A 17,228-nucleotide genomic window follows, 5' to 3' on the forward strand; every position below is an offset into this window, starting at 1 on the left:
AATTCGCAGCATCGTTGCCCGTAAAGTGTCGAAGCCAGCGCCTCGACAGGAGTTGCCCCATGTCCCTGATCATCACCGACGATTGCATCAACTGCGACGTCTGCGAACCCGAGTGCCCCAACGGTGCCATTTCCCAAGGTGAGGAGATCTACGTGATCGACCCCAACCTGTGCACCGAATGCGTCGGCCACTATGACGAGCCGCAATGCCAGCAGGTGTGCCCGGTGGACTGCATCCCGCTCGACGAGAACAACGTCGAGAGCAAGGATGAACTGATGCAGAAGTATCGCATCATCACCGGCAAGGCCTGATCCACCCCGGGAGGCTCCAGGCCTCCCGCTTCCTCCGCGCCGTTCTGCCCTCCTCTGAGCAAGGCTGTTAAGCTTTCAGCCTCCCTCAGCCGTCTCTGGTAGATCGCATGTTGCGCAAACTCCTGCTATCGACCCTGCTGCTCGGCGCCAGCCTTCTCACCCAGGCCGCTCCGCAGCAACCCGCCATTGCCACCGCTCACCCAGCGGCGACCGCTGCAGCGCAGCAGATGCTCGATGCCGGCGGCAACGCCTTCGATGCCGCCGTGGCAGCCAGCGCCGCACTCGCCGTGGTCGAACCCTATGGCTCAGGGCTTGGTGGCGGCGGTTTCTTCCTGCTACGTACTGCCGGCGACACGCCTGGCTACGACTTCCTCGATGCCCGCGAACGCGCGCCCCTGGAGGCCAAACCGGACCTCTATGTCCGCGATGGCAAGGTACAGCGTGAACTGTCGCTCAACGGTGCGCTGGCCGCTGCCATTCCGGGGCTACCGGCGGCGTTGGTCGAACTGGCCGAAAAGCATGGCCGCCTGCCGCTGAAAACCAGTCTGGCTCCGGCAATCCGTCTAGCCAATGAAGGCTTCGCGGTCGACCGTGTCTACCGCGAACGCGCAACCTGGCGCCTGGCCGCGCTGCGTGACGATGCCGAAAGTGCCAAGCTATTTCTCGACCAGGGCGAAATTCCCGCCGAGGGCCATCTGCTGCGTCAGGCGGATCTGGCTGCCACTCTGCAAGCGCTGGCCGAACATGGCCGGGAGGGCTTCTATACCGGCCCGATAGCCGAGCGCCTGGTCAGAGGCGTGCGCCATGCCGGCGGCATCTGGTCCGAGGATGACCTGCGTGAGTACCGTATTGCCCGCCGAGCGCCACTGCGCTTCCCCCTGGAAGATGGCCGCGAGCTGATCAGCGCACCGCCACCCTCGGCTGGCGGCATAGCCCTGGCGCAAAGCCTGGCGATACTCGAACAACTGCCCTGGCGCGACGCCGGGCCCGTACAGCGCGTGCATTACGTGGTCGAGGCGCTGCGCCGCGCTTATCGTGACCGTGGCCTGCTGGGCGACCCCGACTTCATCAAGAATCCCGTAGAGCAGCTGCTGTCGCCAGGGCATCTGGCCGTGCTCGCCGGCAGCATCGCCCCCGATCAGGCGACACCCAGCTCGAGTCTGCCGCCTGCCGGCACCTGGCACGAAGGCGATCACACCACTCACTTTGCCGTACTCGATGCCGAGGGCAATGCTGTCGCTGCAACGCTGTCGATCAACCTGCCGTTCGGCGCCGCCTTCACCGTGCCCGGCACCGGCGTGCTGCTCAACGACGAGATGGACGATTTCGCCGCAGACGTCCAGGGCGACAACGCCTATGGCCTGGCCGGCAGCCAGGCCAATACCATCGCAGGCGGCAAACGCCCGCTGTCATCCATGAGCCCGAGCTTCATCGAAAGCAGCGACGAATTCACCGCCTTCGGCACCCCCGGCGGTAGCCGTATTCCAAGCATGGTGCTGCTGTCGATGCTCGAATACCTGGACGACAAGCCCATCGAGCACTGGCCCGCGGTGGCGCGCTACCACCACCAGTTCATGCCCGACGTGATCGAGCACGAGCCGGATACCTTCAGCGATGAACAAGTCGCCGAGCTGCAACGGCGCGGCTACGAACTCAAACGCCTGGATCGGCAGTACGGCAACCAGCAGGTGCTGTTCTGGGACAAGGTCAGCGGCGAGGTACAGGCGGCGAGCGATCCACGCGGGATAGGCACAGCACTTCCACAAGCTGTGAACGAAGGCTCGGAGTGACCGAATCAGGAGAGCCTGATCAGGCTCTCCTGTTCGTCACCGAACTTGCGCAGCTCCCGGAACAAGGCCTGCTCGCTGCCCAGCATCAGCACGTTGCGCAGGCTTTGGAAGATGCGACTGACGTAGCCCAGGTCGTTCATCAGCGAGCTGGTCTGCAGGCCATCCAACCGCCCGCTGCGCACGTCCGCGAACAGGTGCTGGCGGAACTGCGCATCAAAGCTCGCTGCCTGCTCGTCGAGCCAGCGTAGGCGTGACTGCCACATTTCGTCGGGCATATCCGAGCGTGCCAGCTCGCGCACCTCGTGCAGAGTCGTCAACAGATGACGACGCAACTCCACATAGGCATCGCGCGCCGCCGACGGTGGCGCATCGAGGTAATGACCAAGGTTCTTCTGCAGGTGCTTGGCATCCTTGACCGCATCTACCAGTTGCAGCGCCGCCAGCTGGCAGCTGATCCAGAACTGCTGGTGCGCTTCATCCATGGGCAAGTCCATGCGCCCCATGAAGCTCAACAGATCGCCATACACACCCTTGATGTGAAACTGATACAGGTGCTCGGCATCGAGGCCACCCGCTGCGGGCTTGGCCTGCAACACCCGCTCATCCCCTTTGGCCTGCGCCAGTTGATCGACCGGCAGATACAGGGCATGGCAGATCACCTCCAGGCTCAAGCGGCCCAGGTGTCCCAGCTCCTGCACCACCGCTCCGGATGCTGCATCCACCGAATCCAGAGCGCGCTCGCTCAGATAGCGGGCGCGGGTACGCTCGGGCTCGGTCACCTGCTCGGACGCCAGTTCGGTAATCAATACCTGCGGCTCGACTCTGTCCGGCAGCCAACGAATCAGGTACTGAGCCAGGCGCCTCTGAAGTGGCCAGAACAGCGCCACACCCATGGCATTGAACAGGGTGTGGAACATCGCCAGCTGAATCAGGCTGTTCTCGCCAAGGCCCAACGGCTGGGCCAAGACATGCACCAGCCAGGTCAGCGGACCGAGCAGACAGAAGGCGATAACGCCTGTGGTGATGTTGAACAGCACATGGGCAAGCGCCAGGCGCTGGCCGTTGCGGTTACCGCCGAGCGAGCCGACGAAAGCGGTGGTCACGCTGCTGCCGATATTCGAGCCAATGGCGATGGCCAGGCTCTGACCGAGCTCCAGCTGACCACTGGCCAATGCCGCCAGAGTCAGCATCAGCGTGGCGTGGCTCGATTGCAGCACCACGGTAATCGCCATGCCGATGGCGGTGAACAGCAGCGCCCCACGCAGCCCGCCTTCCTGCAGACCGGTCATGTCCAGACCATCGCCAAAACTGGCGAAACCCTCCTTGATCTGGTCGATGCCGAGAAAGATGAAAGCGATACCCAGCAGGATGCGCCCGGCAGCCTTGCTCTTGGGCCCGAAGAAACCGGCCAGCACACCGAACACCAGCAGCGGCAGGGCCAGCGGACTCAGGCTGAGATTCTGCCCGGCGAGTGCCAACAACCAGATGCCGCTGGTGGCGCCGAGATTGGCACCGAACAGAATGGCGATACCGCCGGCCAGCTGGATCAGGCCGGTACTGATAAAGGCGATGGTCAGCAGCGATACCAGGGTGCTGGACTGCAGCAACAGGGTGCCGCCGACGCCGAACAACAGGCTCTTGAAGGGCGTGGACGTACTGCGCCCGAGTATCTGCTCCAGCTTGCTGCCTGCCAGCTGACGCAGGCCGTCTTCCAGGCACTGCATGCCAAACAGGAAGATCGCCAGCCCGGCGCAGAGTTGCAACCAGCCCTGGCTGAACCAGAACGAGGCGATCAGCCCCGACACCACCAGCAACAGCATCACCCAGCGCAGGGACTTCATTACCACCGCTTCTTCCTTTTCTCGGCGTTCAAACGTAAACGGCCCCGGCTCATCACTGAGCCAGGGCCTAAAAACTATCTGTAAAGCGAAGGTAATCGCTTACTGACGATTGTTGTAGCCCGTTTGGGTACAACCCAGGCAGCGTACGAACGCAGCTTTGCCTGGATCGACTACAAGCGCTTTACCAGTAGCGCCAATGCCCCCACCTGTAGCGGTGAACGGCAGCGAAACCACGAACAGCCCGGCACCAATGACTGTGGCGCCGATAAGCAAAGGACGGGCGATAAGCAGATCACCGATCATCGCGTAGGCTGGCGGCGCTTCGACCGTGTAGAGAGGATCGCCACTAACATTCTGAGGAGCATCTGGGTGTTGTGCATGAACCGGCAGCGCGCAAATGCCAGTGGTCAACGCCAGGACAGCAGCGGTCGTGCGAAAGGGTTTCATGGGGCGGTCCTTCAGCTTGTTTCTGGATTAGAGTGCCATTAACTATAACAGCGCATTGATAATTGTCAGCGTGACGGACGTCAATCGCCGTGAAAGGCGTATTCCGGCTTTTTCGGTACATAAGGACGAAAGAACGCCAGCATCGTGGCCAGATCGGCCTTCTCGTCACCTGTTGGCTGAAAAGTCGGGCCGATCACCACGCGACGGTTCTGGTAGTCCAGCGCCCCGAGCACGATGGGCACGCCTGCGCCCAGAGCTATATGGTAGAAGCCCATCTTCCAGCGCTCGACCTTCTTGCGTGTGCCCTCGGGCGAGAGCACCAGAATGAACTCGTCATGCTCACGAAAGGCCTGAATGGCCTGTTCGACGGTATTCAACTGACGATCCCGACGAATCGCGATACCGCCCCAACTGCGCATCAAGCCACCGAAGGGCCAGCGGAAGATACTGTGCTTGCCGAACCAGCGAGCGTTGAGGCGCAGCAAGAATTTCAGCGCGATGAAGATCACGAAGTCCCAGTTGGACGTGTGATGAGCGCCGATGGCGACGAACTTGTCGAGCTTCGGCAACTGCCCCTCGATACGCCAGCCCATGAGTTTCAGAACGCTGCACCCCAGCCATTCGGCAGCTGGATTGCGCGGCAGGTAGTTACCGGACATCGATCAACCTCGGTATTTCTTGTTCTTTTCTTGCCAGAACGTGTTTTACGAGCTCGCGAGCTAGAGCCATACAAGGCAAAAACAGGCGAGGAAGCGGAGTGTACTTTTGTACATGAGCATTCCGAGCCTGTTTTTAACGCAGTAGGGCCGACGCGCAGCAGATCGTAAACAGGTTCTCAGCGTTGGCACTTGGGACAGTAGACACTCGCCCGCTGGCCCAGTTTGACCTCGCGCAGCGTGCTGCCACAGACCTTGCAGAATTCGCAGCCACGCCCGTAGGCGAACAGTTCCTGCTGGAAGTATCCGGGCTGACCATCGCCACCGACGAAGTCGCGCAGCGTGGTGCCGCCACGCTCGATGGCATGGGCGAGGATGCGTTTGATCTCCTCGGCCAGGCGCAGGTAACGCGCACGCGAGACTGAGCCTGCCTCGCGGCGTGGATCGATGCCGGCAGCGAACAACGCTTCGGTGGCGTAGATGTTGCCCACGCCCACCACCACGGCGTTATCCATGATGAACGGTTTGACCGCCATGCTGCGCCCACGCGACATCTGGAACAGACGCTCACCGTCGAACAACCCGCCCAATGGCTCCGGCCCGAGTTTGCTGAGCAATACGTGAGTCAGCGGGTCCTCACTCCACAGCAGTGCACCGAAACGTCGCGGATCGGTGTAACGTAGGGCAAGGCCGGACTCCAGCTCGATATCCACATGCTCATGCTTGGCCGCAGCCAGGCCACATTCGACCAGGCGCAGACTGCCGGACATGCCCAAGTGACTGATCAGACTGCCGACTTCGGCCTTGATCAGCAGGTACTTGGCACGCCGCTCCACGCACTCGATTCGCTGGCCGGACAGGCGCACGTCCAGGTCTTCGGGGATCGGCCAACGCAGGCGGCGCTCACGCACGATCACGCGGCTGACGCGTTGGCCCTCCAGATAGGGGGCGATACCGCGGCGGGTAGTTTCGACTTCAGGCAATTCGGGCATGGCAATACGGCAGAGAAACGGCGGTGCGCCACCTTAGCAGGAGCGACCCGCAAAGCGGTAGAGCGCCGCCGCGCGAACGCTGGCCCAGCGCGAAGACTCAGAGCACGGCTAGATCGCGGATGCTCTCTCGCAGGTTTTCGAAGTCGTACTCCGAGAGCCCCACATACTCCAGGATCGGCTGCGAAATGTACTGCCACTCCATGTCGACGGCCTGCCCCCCCAGCACACGATGGCTTTCGCAGATATGCTCGGCCATCTTCAGGATGCCCAGCAGCGTCTTGAGCTGCGCTTCGCGTCCGGAGTCATCGCTGAAGATCGACAGGGCGTTGTGGTGGTTGGCGATGACCTCGCAGAGATGTTCCGGCAGGCGCCAGGAACGCGCGGTGAAATACCCCACCACCGCGTGGTTAGTGGTCAGCAGACGGTTCTCGGTATCGACCACACGCCGCTCCTCGCTGGCGCTGGCGTAGGCTTTCTCCAGCACCTGCATGTAATTGGGGAAGCGCTTGAGCATCAGCGGAATGCCGCAATCGTGGAACAGCCCCAGGCTGTAGGCCTCGTCAGGCGAGTGGTAACCGAGGCGCTTGGCTAGGGTCAGGCAGGTCATTGCCACATCCTGGGCGCTGTCCCAGAAACGGTTGAGTACCAGGATCGCTTCGTCGGTCAGCTCACCTTTGATCGACTGCGCGTTGATCAGGTTGATCACCGTGTTGCAACCCAGCAGGTTGACCGCCTGCTGGATCGACGCGATGCGATTGGCCAGGCCGAAATGCGGGGAGTTGACGATTTTCAGCAGCGAGCCGGACAGCCCCGGGTCCTGGCTGATCAGCTTGGCGATGCTGCGCAGATCGGGATTAGGCATGATCTGCTCCATCTGCAGGTCGACCATGATCTGCGGTTGTGGCGGTACGCTGATCCCCTGCAGGACTTGCTGGATCTGTTCGGCGGTGAGTTCGTAGGTCATGGAAAGGGGATCGTGCAGGATGAGAAGTAGGACACAGTCTAGCCAAAGCACCGACCTGCTCGCAGCCGACTTTTGTAAACGCCGGCCCGGCGCGCAAACCGCTATAATCCCGCTCCTTTCCCCGCGGAGCCCGAACTCATGTCTTCCCTGCCCAGTCTGCGCCTGAAAGCCAACGCCGACCGACGCCTGCGCGCCGGCCACCTGTGGGTATACAGCAACGAGATCGATGTCGCTGCCACCCCGCTGCATGGTTTCGCTGCTGGCGACCAGGCGATCCTGGAAGCGGCCGGCGGCAAGCCGCTGGGCATCGTCGCCATGAGTCCGAACAACCTGATCTGCGCCCGCCTGCTGTCGCGCGACGTCAAGCACGTGCTGGACAAGTCCCTGCTGGTGCATCGCCTCAATGTGGCCCTGAGCCTGCGCGAGCGCCTGTTCGATCAGCCCTGCTACCGCCTGGTGTATGGCGACTCCGATCTGCTGCCGGGACTGGTAGTCGACCGTTTCTTCGACATCCTCGTGGTCCAGCTGGCTTCCGCCACCATGGAGGCGCACAAGGATGACGTGCTCGCCGCGCTGATCCAGGTATGCAAACCCAGCGGCATCCTGTTCAAGAACGACTCCGCCGCGCGCGACGCCGAAGGCCTCGAGCGCTACGTCGACACCGCGTTCGGCGTGGTGCCGGAGTGGGTAGCGCTGGAAGAGAACGGCGTTAAGTTCGAAGCCCCGGTGATCGAAGGACAGAAGACCGGCTGGTTCTACGATCACCGCATGAACCGCGCGCGCCTGGCGCCCTATGTCAAAGGCAAGCGCGTACTCGACCTGTTCAGCTACATCGGCGGCTGGGGCGTGCAGGCCGCGGCGTTCGGCGCCAGCGAAGTGTTCTGCGTAGATGCCTCGGCCTTCGCCCTCGACGGCGTTGAGCGTAATGCCACGCTCAACGGTTTCGCCGAGAAGGTCACCTGCGTCGAAGGTGATGTGTTCGCCGCGCTACGCGAACTGAAATCCGCAGAAGAGCGCTTCGACGTGGTGATCGCCGATCCACCCGCCTTCATCAAGCGCAAGAAAGACATCAAGAACGGCGAAGCGGCCTATCGTCGTCTCAACGAAACCGCCATGCGCCTACTGAGCAAGGACGGCATCCTGGTCAGCGCCAGCTGCTCCATGCACCTGGAGGAAGACAACCTGCAGAACATCCTGCTGACCAGCGCTCGCCACCTGGACCGCAACATCCAGTTGCTCGAGCGCGGCGCCCAGGGCCCGGATCACCCAGTACACCCGGCCATCAATGAGACCCGCTACATCAAGAGCCTGACCGTACGCCTGCTGCCCAACAGCTGAGCAAGCTGCACCTGCCGAGTGCGTGTCGGCAGGTGCCCCTCCTCCCTTGCGCTGTTACCTCCTCCTACACCCCGCCTCGCATCTCGCCCAGCATGGACTAGGCTTGAGCCTGCATAGCAGAGCGCTATCAGGCAGTCAGCCGTAATCTGGCTTGCTTATTGCTTTTGCCTATCGCCATAACGATCGCCTCCCACGAAGGGGGTGAATCGACTCAGAAGCTGGAGCCTTGGCCACGAGCTGACTCCACATTGCGGATAGCGGGGAGGACTATGACTGCGCAGGCTGGGAACGACGCGTTCCTGCGATTCACCAACGTCAAGAAGACCTACGATCACAAGACCCTGGTGGTCAAAGACTTCAACCTCAATGTGGCCAAGGGCGAGTTCATCACCCTGCTCGGCCCCTCCGGTTCCGGCAAGACCACCTGCCTGATGATGCTAGCCGGCTTCGAGGACGTGACCAGCGGCGAGATCCTGATCAACGGCCGCAACGTCACCAGCATCGCCCCCTACGATCGCAACATCGGCATGGTCTTCCAGCAGTACGCGCTGTTCCCGCACATGACCATCCGCGAGAACCTGGCCTACCCGCTGAAGATCCGCAAACTACCCAAGGACGAGATTCGCGCCAAGGTCGAGGAGTACCTCGCCCTGGTCGAACTGCAGGCCTTTGGCGGTCGCTACCCCGGCCAGCTCTCCGGTGGCCAGCGCCAGCGTGTGGCCCTGGCCCGCGCGCTGATCTTCGCCCCGGACATCGTGCTGATGGACGAGCCGCTCGGTGCGCTGGACAAGAAGCTGCGCGAGCAGATGCAGTTCGAGATCAAGCGCCTGCACGAGCAGCTCGGTTTCACTGTGATCTACGTGACCCACGACCAGACCGAAGCGCTGACCATGAGTGACCGCATCGCCGTGTTCAACAACGGCGTGGTGCAGCAATGCGCGCCGCCCCACGTACTTTACGAGCGCCCGGCCAACATGTTCGTCGCCGACTTCATCGGTGAAAGCAACAAGCTGCCCGGCGTGATCGAGAGCGTCAGCGAAGAGCGCGTCGAAGTGCGCCTGCAGGATGGTGGCCTGGTCAGCACCCTGAAGGCCAACTGCACGGAAATCGGCCAAGCCACCACCGTCTCGGTGCGCCCGGAAAAGCTCAACTTCACCGACCGCCTTGGCGCCGCCGGCAATCAGGTCAAGGCCCGCTTCGTCACCCGCCACTACGTCGGTGAATACATCCGCTACCACTTCGAAACCGCCAGCGGCAGCGAGCTGGTGGTGAAGAACCTGAACGACAGTTCAGCCCCGCAACTCAGCACTCAGGAAGAGGTCGCCCTGGCCTGGCTGCCGGAAGACAGCCAGGCCCTGGATCGATCGGAAGTCCCCACCCACAACTAGTAGAAGCAAATGGAGCACAGCAATGGCTAGATCACTGACTACCAGCGTTTCCACCTTCGCCCTGGTGGCGGCACTGGGACTGGCAACGGGCAGCGCCACCGCCCAGGACAGCCTTACCGTGGTTTCCTGGGGCGGGTCCTACGGCGCCGCGCAGAAGAAACACGTCATCGACCCGTACCAGGCGGAATCCGGCGTCAAGGTCCTGTTCGAGGACTACTCGGGTGGCGTTGCCGAGATCAAGGCTCAGGTCGAATCCGGCAACATCCAGTGGGACGTGGTTGACTTCGAAGTGATCGACCTCGAGCGCGCCTGCTCCGAAGGCTTGCTGGAAACCCTCGACCACAGCGTGCTGCCGGCCGGCATCGACGGCACCGCTGCAGCACAGGACTTCATTCCCGAAGCACTGGCCAGTGAGTGCGCAGTGGGCAACATCGTCTGGTCGGTGGTGTTCGCCTTCAACGACAACACCATCGGCGGCACCAAGGCCACCAGCATTGGCGACTTCTTCGACACCACCAAGATCCCTGGCAAGCGCGCCATGCGCAAACGCCCACAGGTGAACATGGAGTGGGCGCTGATGGCCGACGGCGTGGCGCCTGAGGAAGTCTACGAAGTGCTGGCCACGCCGGAAGGCCAACAACGCGCCTTCGACAAACTGGCCAGCATCAAGAAGGACATCGTCTGGTTCGACTCCTGGTCGCAGGCTCCGCAGTTGCTCAACGACGGCGGCGCAGTACTGGTGCAATCGGCCAACGGCCGCTTCTACGACGCCATCGTGCAGGAGAAGAAGCCGTTCGAAATCGTCTGGGACGGCCACGTCTACGACCTCGACGCCTGGGCCATCGTCAAAGGCTCGAAGAAGAAAGAGCTGGCCATGGAGTTCATCAAGTACGCCACCGGCTCCAAGCCGCTGGCAGGCATGCCGGACGTCGCCTACGGCCCGACCCGCAAGTCGTCCATGCCGCTGGCAGACCAGACTGCGACGCCGCACCTGCCGACCGCTCACCTGGACAAAGGCATCCAGGCTGGCTCCGAGTTCTGGGCTGACTACGGCGAGTCGTTGGGTGAGAAATTCAACGAGTGGCTGTTGAAGTAAAGCACCAGCATCCTGTCTCCCCGACCTGTAGGAGGGGCTTTAGCCGCGACCGTCGCCGCTGAAGCGCCTCCTACGGGAATCGGGGGAACAGTTGGGCTGAATCCACCGGAGTAACACTTTGTCATCCCTGACCACCAGCGAAGCTGGCCAAGCCGCCAGCGCCCGTCGCAAGAAACGCCTCGCCGCCTTTCTCTTCGTGGTGCCGCTGCTGCTGTTCATCATCGTCACCTTCGTCGCCCCCATCGGCACCATGCTGTGGCGCAGCGTGTATCACCCGACCGTGGCCGAACTGATTCCGCAGACCCTGGCCGAGCTCGAACGCTGGGAAGATCACAAGCAACTGCCGGACGAGAAGACCCTGCAGGTATTCGTCAGCGAACTGCACGCGCTCAACGAGCAGCGCCTGTCAGGCAAGCTGTCCGAGGAGTTCAACCGCGCCTATACGGGCATGTCCAGCGTGGTCAAATCCACCGCGCGGCGCATCGGCCGGATGGATGCCGAAGCGCTGTCCTCCGAGGGCCTCGAAGCCCTGCTCGCCAGCCATCGCAACTGGAGCAAACCCGAGCTGTGGTACGCCATCGAGCGTTCCGGTAAGGTCTACACCTACGACTACTACCTGACGGCTATGGATCTGGAACTGCACCCCGATGATGGCATCCAGGTGCGCCAGGACACGCAGATCTACCTGCAGCTGTATACCAAGACCCTGAACATGGCGCTGGTCATCACCCTGCTCTGCGCCCTGCTCGGCTACCCGCTGGCCTACTACCTCGCCGGCCTGCCGTCGAACCGCGCCAACCTGCTGCTGGTGCTGGTGCTGCTGCCGTTCTGGACCTCGCTGCTGGTGCGTACCACCTCGTGGATCGCGCTGTTGCAGACCAACGGCGTGATCAACTCCTTCCTCATGGGCATCGGCCTGATCAGTCAGCCCTTCGAGATGCTCTACACCTCGTTCGCCACCGTGGTGGCGATGACCCATATCCTGCTGCCGTTCATGATCCTGCCGCTGTACAGCGTGATGCGCGGCATCGACCCCAGCTACATGCGCGCCGCACTCAGCCTGGGCGAAAAACCAATCCCTGCATTCGCCCGCATCTACTTCCCGATGACCTTGCCCGGGCTCAGCGCCGGAGCTTTGCTGGTGTTCATCATCTCGGTCGGCTACTACATCACCCCGGCACTGGTCGGTGGCACCGACGGGCAGATGATCAGCAACATCATCGCGTTCCATATGCAGCGTTCGAACAACTGGGAGCTGGCCGCCGCACTGGGCTCGTTGCTGCTCGGGCTGATCCTGCTGCTGTACTGGGTGTACGACCGCTTCGTCGGCGCCAGCAACATCAAGTTGGGATGATGAGACGATGAAGATCCCCGCCTACTACGGTTTCTGGCACCACCTCGGACACTGGCTGCTCAACGCCAGCTCCTGGCTGGTGTTGCTGTTTCTGATCCTGCCGATCCTGGTGATCGTGCCGCTGTCGTTCAACGCCGAGCCGTTCTTCAGCTTCACCGAAGGCATGCTCACCCTCGACCCCGAGGCCTATTCGCTGCGCTGGTACCGGGAGATATTCAACGATCCGAAATGGATACTGGCGATCAAGAACAGCTTCTTCATCGGCATCCTCTCGACCATCCTCGCCACCATTCTGGGCACCTGCGCCGCTATAGGCCTGGCCCGCGATGAGATGCCGTTTCGCCGCTTCATCACCGCCCTGCTGCTGTCGCCGATGATCGTGCCGCTAATCATCACCGCCGCCGGGATGTTCTTCTTCTACTCCAACCTGGGTCTGGCCGGTGGCTACCTCGGAGTAATCCTGGCCCACGCCGCGCTCGGTACGCCCTTCGTCATCATCACCGTCACCGCCACGCTGACCGGCTTCGACTACAGCCTGGCACGCGCAGCGCTGAACCTCGGCGCCACACCGATTCGCGTGTTCTTCGACGTGATCATGCCGCTGATTCGCCCCGGCGTGATTTCCGGCGCACTGTTCGCCTTCATCACCTCGTTCGATGAAGTGGTGGTGATCCTGTTCATGGCCGGGCCACAGCAACGCACCATTCCGCGGCAGATGTTTTCGGGCCTGCGCGAGCAGATCAACCCGAGCATCCTGGCCATCGCCACCCTGCTGATCCTGGTCTCCATCGCTCTGCTGGTCACCCTGGAACTGCTACGCCGACGTGCCGAGCGGATGCGCGGGATCGAAATACCGCATTGAGCCGTCACGGACCTACGCACGACCGGCAACCTTCCCCCGCCAGCCCTGGCGGGCGTAGAATCGCCCCATTCCCCGCCCGGCATCCTCCGGCGGGCCTGTGAGCCCCGGCCGTACGAACGGTGATCCCGTTTCGTCATGCAGCCTCCTGACACCGCGGCGATCTGCCGCTCGACGACGCTCACCGCACACACAACCGAATTAGTCGCAGGAATACCGTCATGCCCGATTACCGCTCGAAGACCTCCACCCACGGCCGCAACATGGCCGGCGCCCGCGCCCTGTGGCGCGCCACCGGGATGAAGGACGAAGACTTCAAGAAACCGATCATCGCCATCGCCAACTCCTTCACCCAGTTCGTGCCCGGCCACGTGCACCTGAAGGACCTGGGTCAGCTGGTCGCCCGCGAGATCGAGAAAGCCGGCGGCGTGGCCAAGGAATTCAACACCATCGCCGTCGATGACGGCATCGCCATGGGCCACGACGGCATGCTCTATTCGCTGCCGAGCCGCGAGATCATCGCCGACTCCGTGGAGTACATGGTCAACGCCCACTGCGCCGACGCCATCGTCTGCATCTCCAACTGCGACAAGATCACCCCCGGCATGCTGATGGCTGCCCTGCGCCTGAATATTCCGGTGGTGTTCGTCTCCGGCGGCCCGATGGAAGCCGGCAAGACCAAGCTGGCCAGCCACGGCTTGGATCTGGTCGACGCCATGGTGATCGCCGCCGACTCCAGCGCCTCCGACGAAAAGGTCGCCGAGTACGAGCGCAGCGCCTGCCCGACTTGCGGCAGCTGCTCCGGCATGTTCACCGCCAACTCGATGAACTGCCTGGTCGAAGCCTTGGGCCTGGCGCTGCCTGGCAACGGTTCGACCCTGGCCACCCACAGCGACCGTGAACAACTGTTCCTGCGCGCCGGTCGCCTGGCCGTCGAACTCTGCCAACGCTACTACGGCGAAGGCGACGAGTCGGTGCTGCCACGCAACGTTGCCAACTTCAAGGCATTCGAAAACGCCATGACCCTGGACATCGCCATGGGCGGTTCGACCAACACCATCCTGCACCTGCTGGCCGCTGCCCAGGAAGCCGAGATCGCCTTCGACCTGCGCGACATCGACCGCCTGTCGCGCAAGGTGCCGCAGCTGTGCAAGGTCGCGCCGAACATCCAGAAGTACCACATGGAAGACGTACACCGCGCTGGCGGCATCTTCTCCATCCTCGGCGAGCTGGCCCGTGGCGGCCTGCTGCACACCGACGCACACACCGTGCACACGCCGAACATGGCCGAAGCCATCGCCCAATGGGATATCACCCAGACCAACGACGAAGCGGTGCATCACTTCTTCAAGGCAGGCCCTGCCGGCATCCCGACCCAGACCGCGTTCAGCCAGTCGACCCGTTGGGAAACCCTCGACGACGACCGCGAGAACGGCTGCATCCGCAGCGTCGAGCACGCCTACTCCAAAGAAGGCGGCCTGGCCGTGCTCTACGGCAACATCGCCCTCGACGGCTGCGTGGTGAAGACCGCCGGTGTCGATGAGTCCATCCACGTCTTCGAAGGCAACGCCAAGGTCTTCGAGAGCCAGGACAGCGCGGTCAAGGGCATCCTCGCCGACGAAGTGAAGGAAGGTGACATCGTCATCATCCGCTACGAAGGCCCGAAAGGCGGCCCGGGCATGCAGGAGATGCTCTATCCGACCAGCTACCTGAAATCCAAAGGCCTGGGCAAGGCCTGTGCCCTGCTCACCGACGGTCGTTTCTCCGGCGGCACCAGCGGCCTGTCCATCGGCCACGCCTCGCCGGAAGCTGCAGCAGGCGGCGCCATCGGCCTGGTGCAGGACGGTGACAAGGTACTGATCGACATCCCCAACCGCAGCATCAACCTGCTGGTCAGCGATGAAGAGCTGGCCGCCCGCCGCGCCGATCAGGACAAAAAAGGCTGGAAGCCGGCCGCACCGCGCACCCGCAAGGTGACCACCGCGCTCAAGGCCTATGCCCTGCTCGCTACCAGCGCCGACAAGGGTGCGGTGCGCAACAAGGCGATGCTGGACGACTGATTCGCCAGCGTAGCTACAGCAAAAAGCCCGGCCTGGTTTGCCGGGCTTTTTGTTGTCGGAGGGTTTGCACCTGACGCTGATCGCCAGCAAGCTGGCGCCTACTTCAATGTTCAGGAACCCATCATGCGCATCGGTCTGATCGCCGACACCCACAACCTGCTGCGCCCCGAAGCGCTGGCAACGCTGCAAGACGTCGATCACCTGATCCATGCCGGCGATATCGGCGGGCCGCACATCCTGACCGAACTGGAACGCATCGCGCCGCTGTCGGTGGTGCGCGGCAATAACGACCAGGAGGCTTGGGCCGATGCCATCCCCGAGCGGCTGACGCTGACGTTTGGCGGCGTCACGCTGCATGTGCTGCATGACCTCAAGCAGCTGGATATTGACCCGGCGGCTCAAGACATAGACGTGGTGATTGCCGGTCATTCGCACAAGCCGCTGCATGAGCTGCGCGACGGCGTGCTCTACCTCAACCCTGGCAGCGCCGGGCCGCGACGCTTCAAGCTGCCCATTGGCGTGGGCATCCTGCATATCGAGGATGAGCGGGTACAGGCCGAGCTGATCACGCTGCAGGTCTGATGACCATCGTAGGGTGGTCGACGCTTCACCCGTCCACCGCCCCGCCAACCTTCGCATTGACACGGACCGGAGGAGCGCCTGGGCGGCATTCCGTTTCAGCCGCGATGCTTCGCGCCCTCAAGCCAATCGAGGCTGAAGCCGCGCCTACAAACGCCCCGGCATCGCTGCTTGATCAAGGTCACGCCCTTGAAAAACGTGGCCACCGCGTCCATCTAGGTAGATACAGCCTTTTCCCGCCTGATGGAGAACCCCATGACCCTCGACGAGCTCAACGCCATTGCTGGCGTGACCGCCAAGCCTGACGTCGCCACCGCCGACTTCGTCTACAACCACACCATGATCCGCGTGAAGGATCTGCAAAAATCCCTGGATTTCTACACCCGCGTGCTGGGCTTCACCCTGCTGGAGAAGAAGGACTTCCCCGACGCCGAGTTCAGCCTGTACTTCCTCGCGCTGATCAATGACAAGTCGCAGATCCCAGCCGACCCGGCTGCCCGCCATCAGTGGCGCAAATCCATCCCCGGCGTGCTGGAGCTGACCTACAACTACGGCACCGAGAAGGATCCGGAATTTTCCTACCACAGCGGCAACAGCGACCCACGCGGCTTCGGTCACCTGTGCGTGTCGGTGCCGGACATCAAGGCGGCCTGCCAGCGCTTCGAAGACCTCGGCGTGGACTTCCAGAAACGCCTGACCGACGGCCGCATGCGCGATATCGCCTTCATCAAGGACCCCGACGGTTACTGGGTCGAGATCATCCAGTTCACCGAAGTGAGCTGATTTCGCCTCCGCGAAAACCGACAAGGGGCTGCCTCCAGCGAAGCAGCCCCTCGTTCGCTGCGGAGTTCAACTGACGCCGACGTAGCGGTCCGCCCGGTGATTGATCGCCAGCACCAGATTGAGCACCACCGCCCCCAGCACCGAGAGCAGCACCTTGTCTGGCGACACCACGAAAATCGCCGCCAGGACGATGCTCGCGTCGATGGCCATTTGCACGGTGCCAGCGCGGAAACCGAAGCGCTCCTGCATATACAGCGCGAGAATATTCACCCCGCCCAGGCTGGCGCGGTGGCGGAACAGCATGAGCAAGCCCAGCCCCATCGCAGCGCCACCGAACAGCGCGGCATACACGGCGCTTAGATGAGCGAAGGCGACCCAGTGCGGCGTCAGCTCGGCCAGTAGCGAAACCAGCATCACCGCGCAGCCCGTGCGCAAGGTGAAAGCCCAGCCCATACGCCAGATACCGAGCAGGTAGAACGGCAGATTGACCAGGCAGAACACCAGACCGAACGACCAGCCGGCCTGGTAATTGGCCAGAAAGGCGATGCCGACAGTGCCACCGGTGAGCAGGCCGGCATGCGTGTAGAAGGCGATGCCCAGCGCTACCAGCGCGGTACCGAACAGCAGGGCCAGCGCATCTTCCCAGAGTGGATGGCGTACGAAGAGTGCAGCGACAGCGCTCGGGCGCTCGTCGACGGGCGATTGCTCAGTCATGACAGAACCTGCATCAGGATGCACGAAACACGTTACGGCAGCGGCAAGGCAATGAC

16 protein-coding genes are annotated in these 17,228 nt (G+C 62.6%); 10 read left to right on the plus strand and 6 right to left on the minus strand.

The genetic code is table 11. The annotated features are described in order from the left end of the window. The first annotated feature begins 59 nt into the window (after positions 1–59). Complete coding sequence (locus CXP40_RS07965; protein ID WP_004373873.1) at positions 60–311, plus strand: YfhL family 4Fe-4S dicluster ferredoxin; 252 nt, start codon at positions 60–62, stop codon at positions 309–311. 107 nt (positions 312–418) lie between these two features. Continuing rightward, positions 419–2,101, plus strand: a complete 1,683-nt coding sequence (ggt, locus tag CXP40_RS07970) for a gamma-glutamyltransferase (RefSeq protein ID WP_106733336.1) — start codon at positions 419–421, stop codon at positions 2,099–2,101. A 5-nt stretch (positions 2,102–2,106) separates the two neighbouring features. On the opposite strand, the gene CXP40_RS07975 is transcribed toward ggt, so the two are convergent. The 5 genes from CXP40_RS07975 to CXP40_RS07995 form a co-directional block, all read right to left on the minus strand. Continuing rightward, positions 2,107–3,942 (minus strand): Na/Pi cotransporter family protein, encoded by a 1,836-nt coding sequence (locus tag CXP40_RS07975; RefSeq protein WP_106733337.1) that lies wholly within the window; start codon positions 3,940–3,942, stop codon positions 2,107–2,109. A gap of 99 nt (positions 3,943–4,041) precedes the next feature. Next, positions 4,042–4,389: a multidrug transporter gene (locus CXP40_RS07980; RefSeq protein ID WP_106733338.1), complete on the minus strand. Its 348-nt coding sequence runs from the start codon at positions 4,387–4,389 to the stop codon at positions 4,042–4,044. Between the two features lie 80 nt (positions 4,390–4,469). Continuing rightward, positions 4,470–5,048, minus strand: coding sequence for a lysophospholipid acyltransferase family protein (locus CXP40_RS07985; RefSeq protein ID WP_106733339.1), 579 nt, complete (start codon positions 5,046–5,048; stop codon positions 4,470–4,472). Positions 5,049–5,224: 176 nt separating this feature from the next. Beyond that, positions 5,225–6,037, minus strand: coding sequence for a bifunctional DNA-formamidopyrimidine glycosylase/DNA-(apurinic or apyrimidinic site) lyase (gene mutM, locus CXP40_RS07990; protein ID WP_106733340.1), 813 nt, complete (start codon positions 6,035–6,037; stop codon positions 5,225–5,227). 97 nt (positions 6,038–6,134) lie between these two features. Continuing rightward, positions 6,135–7,001, minus strand: coding sequence for an HDOD domain-containing protein (locus CXP40_RS07995; protein WP_106733341.1), 867 nt, complete (start codon positions 6,999–7,001; stop codon positions 6,135–6,137). Positions 7,002–7,139: 138 nt separating this feature from the next. Here CXP40_RS07995 and CXP40_RS08000 point away from each other — a divergent pair, with 138 nt between their 5' ends. From CXP40_RS08000 to gloA, 8 genes are all read left to right on the plus strand, one after another. Further along, positions 7,140–8,339, plus strand: a complete 1,200-nt coding sequence (locus CXP40_RS08000; protein ID WP_106733342.1) for a class I SAM-dependent rRNA methyltransferase — start codon at positions 7,140–7,142, stop codon at positions 8,337–8,339. A gap of 269 nt (positions 8,340–8,608) precedes the next feature. Then, positions 8,609–9,727 (plus strand): ABC transporter ATP-binding protein, encoded by a 1,119-nt coding sequence (locus tag CXP40_RS08005; RefSeq protein ID WP_099525967.1) that lies wholly within the window; start codon positions 8,609–8,611, stop codon positions 9,725–9,727. 22 nt (positions 9,728–9,749) lie between these two features. Continuing rightward, positions 9,750–10,823, plus strand: coding sequence for an ABC transporter substrate-binding protein (locus tag CXP40_RS08010; protein ID WP_106733343.1), 1,074 nt, complete (start codon positions 9,750–9,752; stop codon positions 10,821–10,823). Between the two features lie 118 nt (positions 10,824–10,941). Next, positions 10,942–12,177 (plus strand): ABC transporter permease, encoded by a 1,236-nt coding sequence (locus CXP40_RS08015; RefSeq protein WP_106733344.1) that lies wholly within the window; start codon positions 10,942–10,944, stop codon positions 12,175–12,177. A 7-nt stretch (positions 12,178–12,184) separates the two neighbouring features. Next, positions 12,185–13,039 (plus strand): ABC transporter permease, encoded by an 855-nt coding sequence (locus CXP40_RS08020; RefSeq protein ID WP_106733345.1) that lies wholly within the window; start codon positions 12,185–12,187, stop codon positions 13,037–13,039. Between the two features lie 218 nt (positions 13,040–13,257). Next, entirely contained in the window at positions 13,258–15,096 is a 1,839-nt protein-coding gene (ilvD, locus tag CXP40_RS08025) for a dihydroxy-acid dehydratase (protein ID WP_106733346.1), read from the plus strand. A 123-nt stretch (positions 15,097–15,219) separates the two neighbouring features. Next, the gene (locus CXP40_RS08030) at positions 15,220–15,678 is read left to right on the plus strand and encodes a metallophosphoesterase family protein (protein ID WP_106733347.1); all 459 of its coding nucleotides are present in this window, start codon (positions 15,220–15,222) and stop codon (positions 15,676–15,678) included. 252 nt (positions 15,679–15,930) lie between these two features. Further along, on the plus strand, positions 15,931–16,458 hold the full coding sequence (gene gloA, locus CXP40_RS08035; RefSeq protein WP_099525985.1) for a lactoylglutathione lyase: 528 nt from the start codon (positions 15,931–15,933) through the stop codon (positions 16,456–16,458). 66 nt (positions 16,459–16,524) lie between these two features. On the opposite strand, the gene CXP40_RS08040 is transcribed toward gloA, so the two are convergent. Further along, positions 16,525–17,172: a YitT family protein gene (locus CXP40_RS08040; RefSeq protein ID WP_099525986.1), complete on the minus strand. Its 648-nt coding sequence runs from the start codon at positions 17,170–17,172 to the stop codon at positions 16,525–16,527. Between the last annotated feature and the right edge of the window lie 56 nt (positions 17,173–17,228).

Origin of the sequence: Pseudomonas sp. YY-1 (assembly GCF_002843095.1) — a bacterium.
GTDB classification, from domain to species: Bacteria; Pseudomonadota; Gammaproteobacteria; order Pseudomonadales; family Pseudomonadaceae; genus Aquipseudomonas; species Aquipseudomonas sediminis_A.

Bases quoted from the DNA above. Each gene is read 5' to 3' on its own strand.
- CXP40_RS07965 (WP_004373873.1), top strand. From the start codon at position 60: ATGTCCCTGATCATCACCGACGATTGCATCAACTGCGACGTCTGCGAA.
- ggt (WP_106733336.1), top strand. From the start codon at position 419: ATGTTGCGCAAACTCCTGCTATCGACCCTGCTGCTCGGCGCCAGCCTT.
- CXP40_RS07975 (WP_106733337.1), bottom strand. From the start codon at position 3,942: ATGAAGTCCCTGCGCTGGGTGATGCTGTTGCTGGTGGTGTCGGGGCTG.
- CXP40_RS07980 (WP_106733338.1), bottom strand. From the start codon at position 4,389: ATGAAACCCTTTCGCACGACCGCTGCTGTCCTGGCGTTGACCACTGGC.
- CXP40_RS07985 (WP_106733339.1), bottom strand. From the start codon at position 5,048: ATGTCCGGTAACTACCTGCCGCGCAATCCAGCTGCCGAATGGCTGGGG.
- mutM (WP_106733340.1), bottom strand. From the start codon at position 6,037: ATGCCCGAATTGCCTGAAGTCGAAACTACCCGCCGCGGTATCGCCCCC.
- CXP40_RS07995 (WP_106733341.1), bottom strand. From the start codon at position 7,001: ATGACCTACGAACTCACCGCCGAACAGATCCAGCAAGTCCTGCAGGGG.
- CXP40_RS08000 (WP_106733342.1), top strand. From the start codon at position 7,140: ATGTCTTCCCTGCCCAGTCTGCGCCTGAAAGCCAACGCCGACCGACGC.
- CXP40_RS08005 (WP_099525967.1), top strand. From the start codon at position 8,609: ATGACTGCGCAGGCTGGGAACGACGCGTTCCTGCGATTCACCAACGTC.
- CXP40_RS08010 (WP_106733343.1), top strand. From the start codon at position 9,750: ATGGCTAGATCACTGACTACCAGCGTTTCCACCTTCGCCCTGGTGGCG.
- CXP40_RS08020 (WP_106733345.1), top strand. From the start codon at position 12,185: ATGAAGATCCCCGCCTACTACGGTTTCTGGCACCACCTCGGACACTGG.
- ilvD (WP_106733346.1), top strand. From the start codon at position 13,258: ATGCCCGATTACCGCTCGAAGACCTCCACCCACGGCCGCAACATGGCC.
- CXP40_RS08030 (WP_106733347.1), top strand. From the start codon at position 15,220: ATGCGCATCGGTCTGATCGCCGACACCCACAACCTGCTGCGCCCCGAA.
- gloA (WP_099525985.1), top strand. From the start codon at position 15,931: ATGACCCTCGACGAGCTCAACGCCATTGCTGGCGTGACCGCCAAGCCT.
- CXP40_RS08040 (WP_099525986.1), bottom strand. From the start codon at position 17,172: ATGACTGAGCAATCGCCCGTCGACGAGCGCCCGAGCGCTGTCGCTGCA.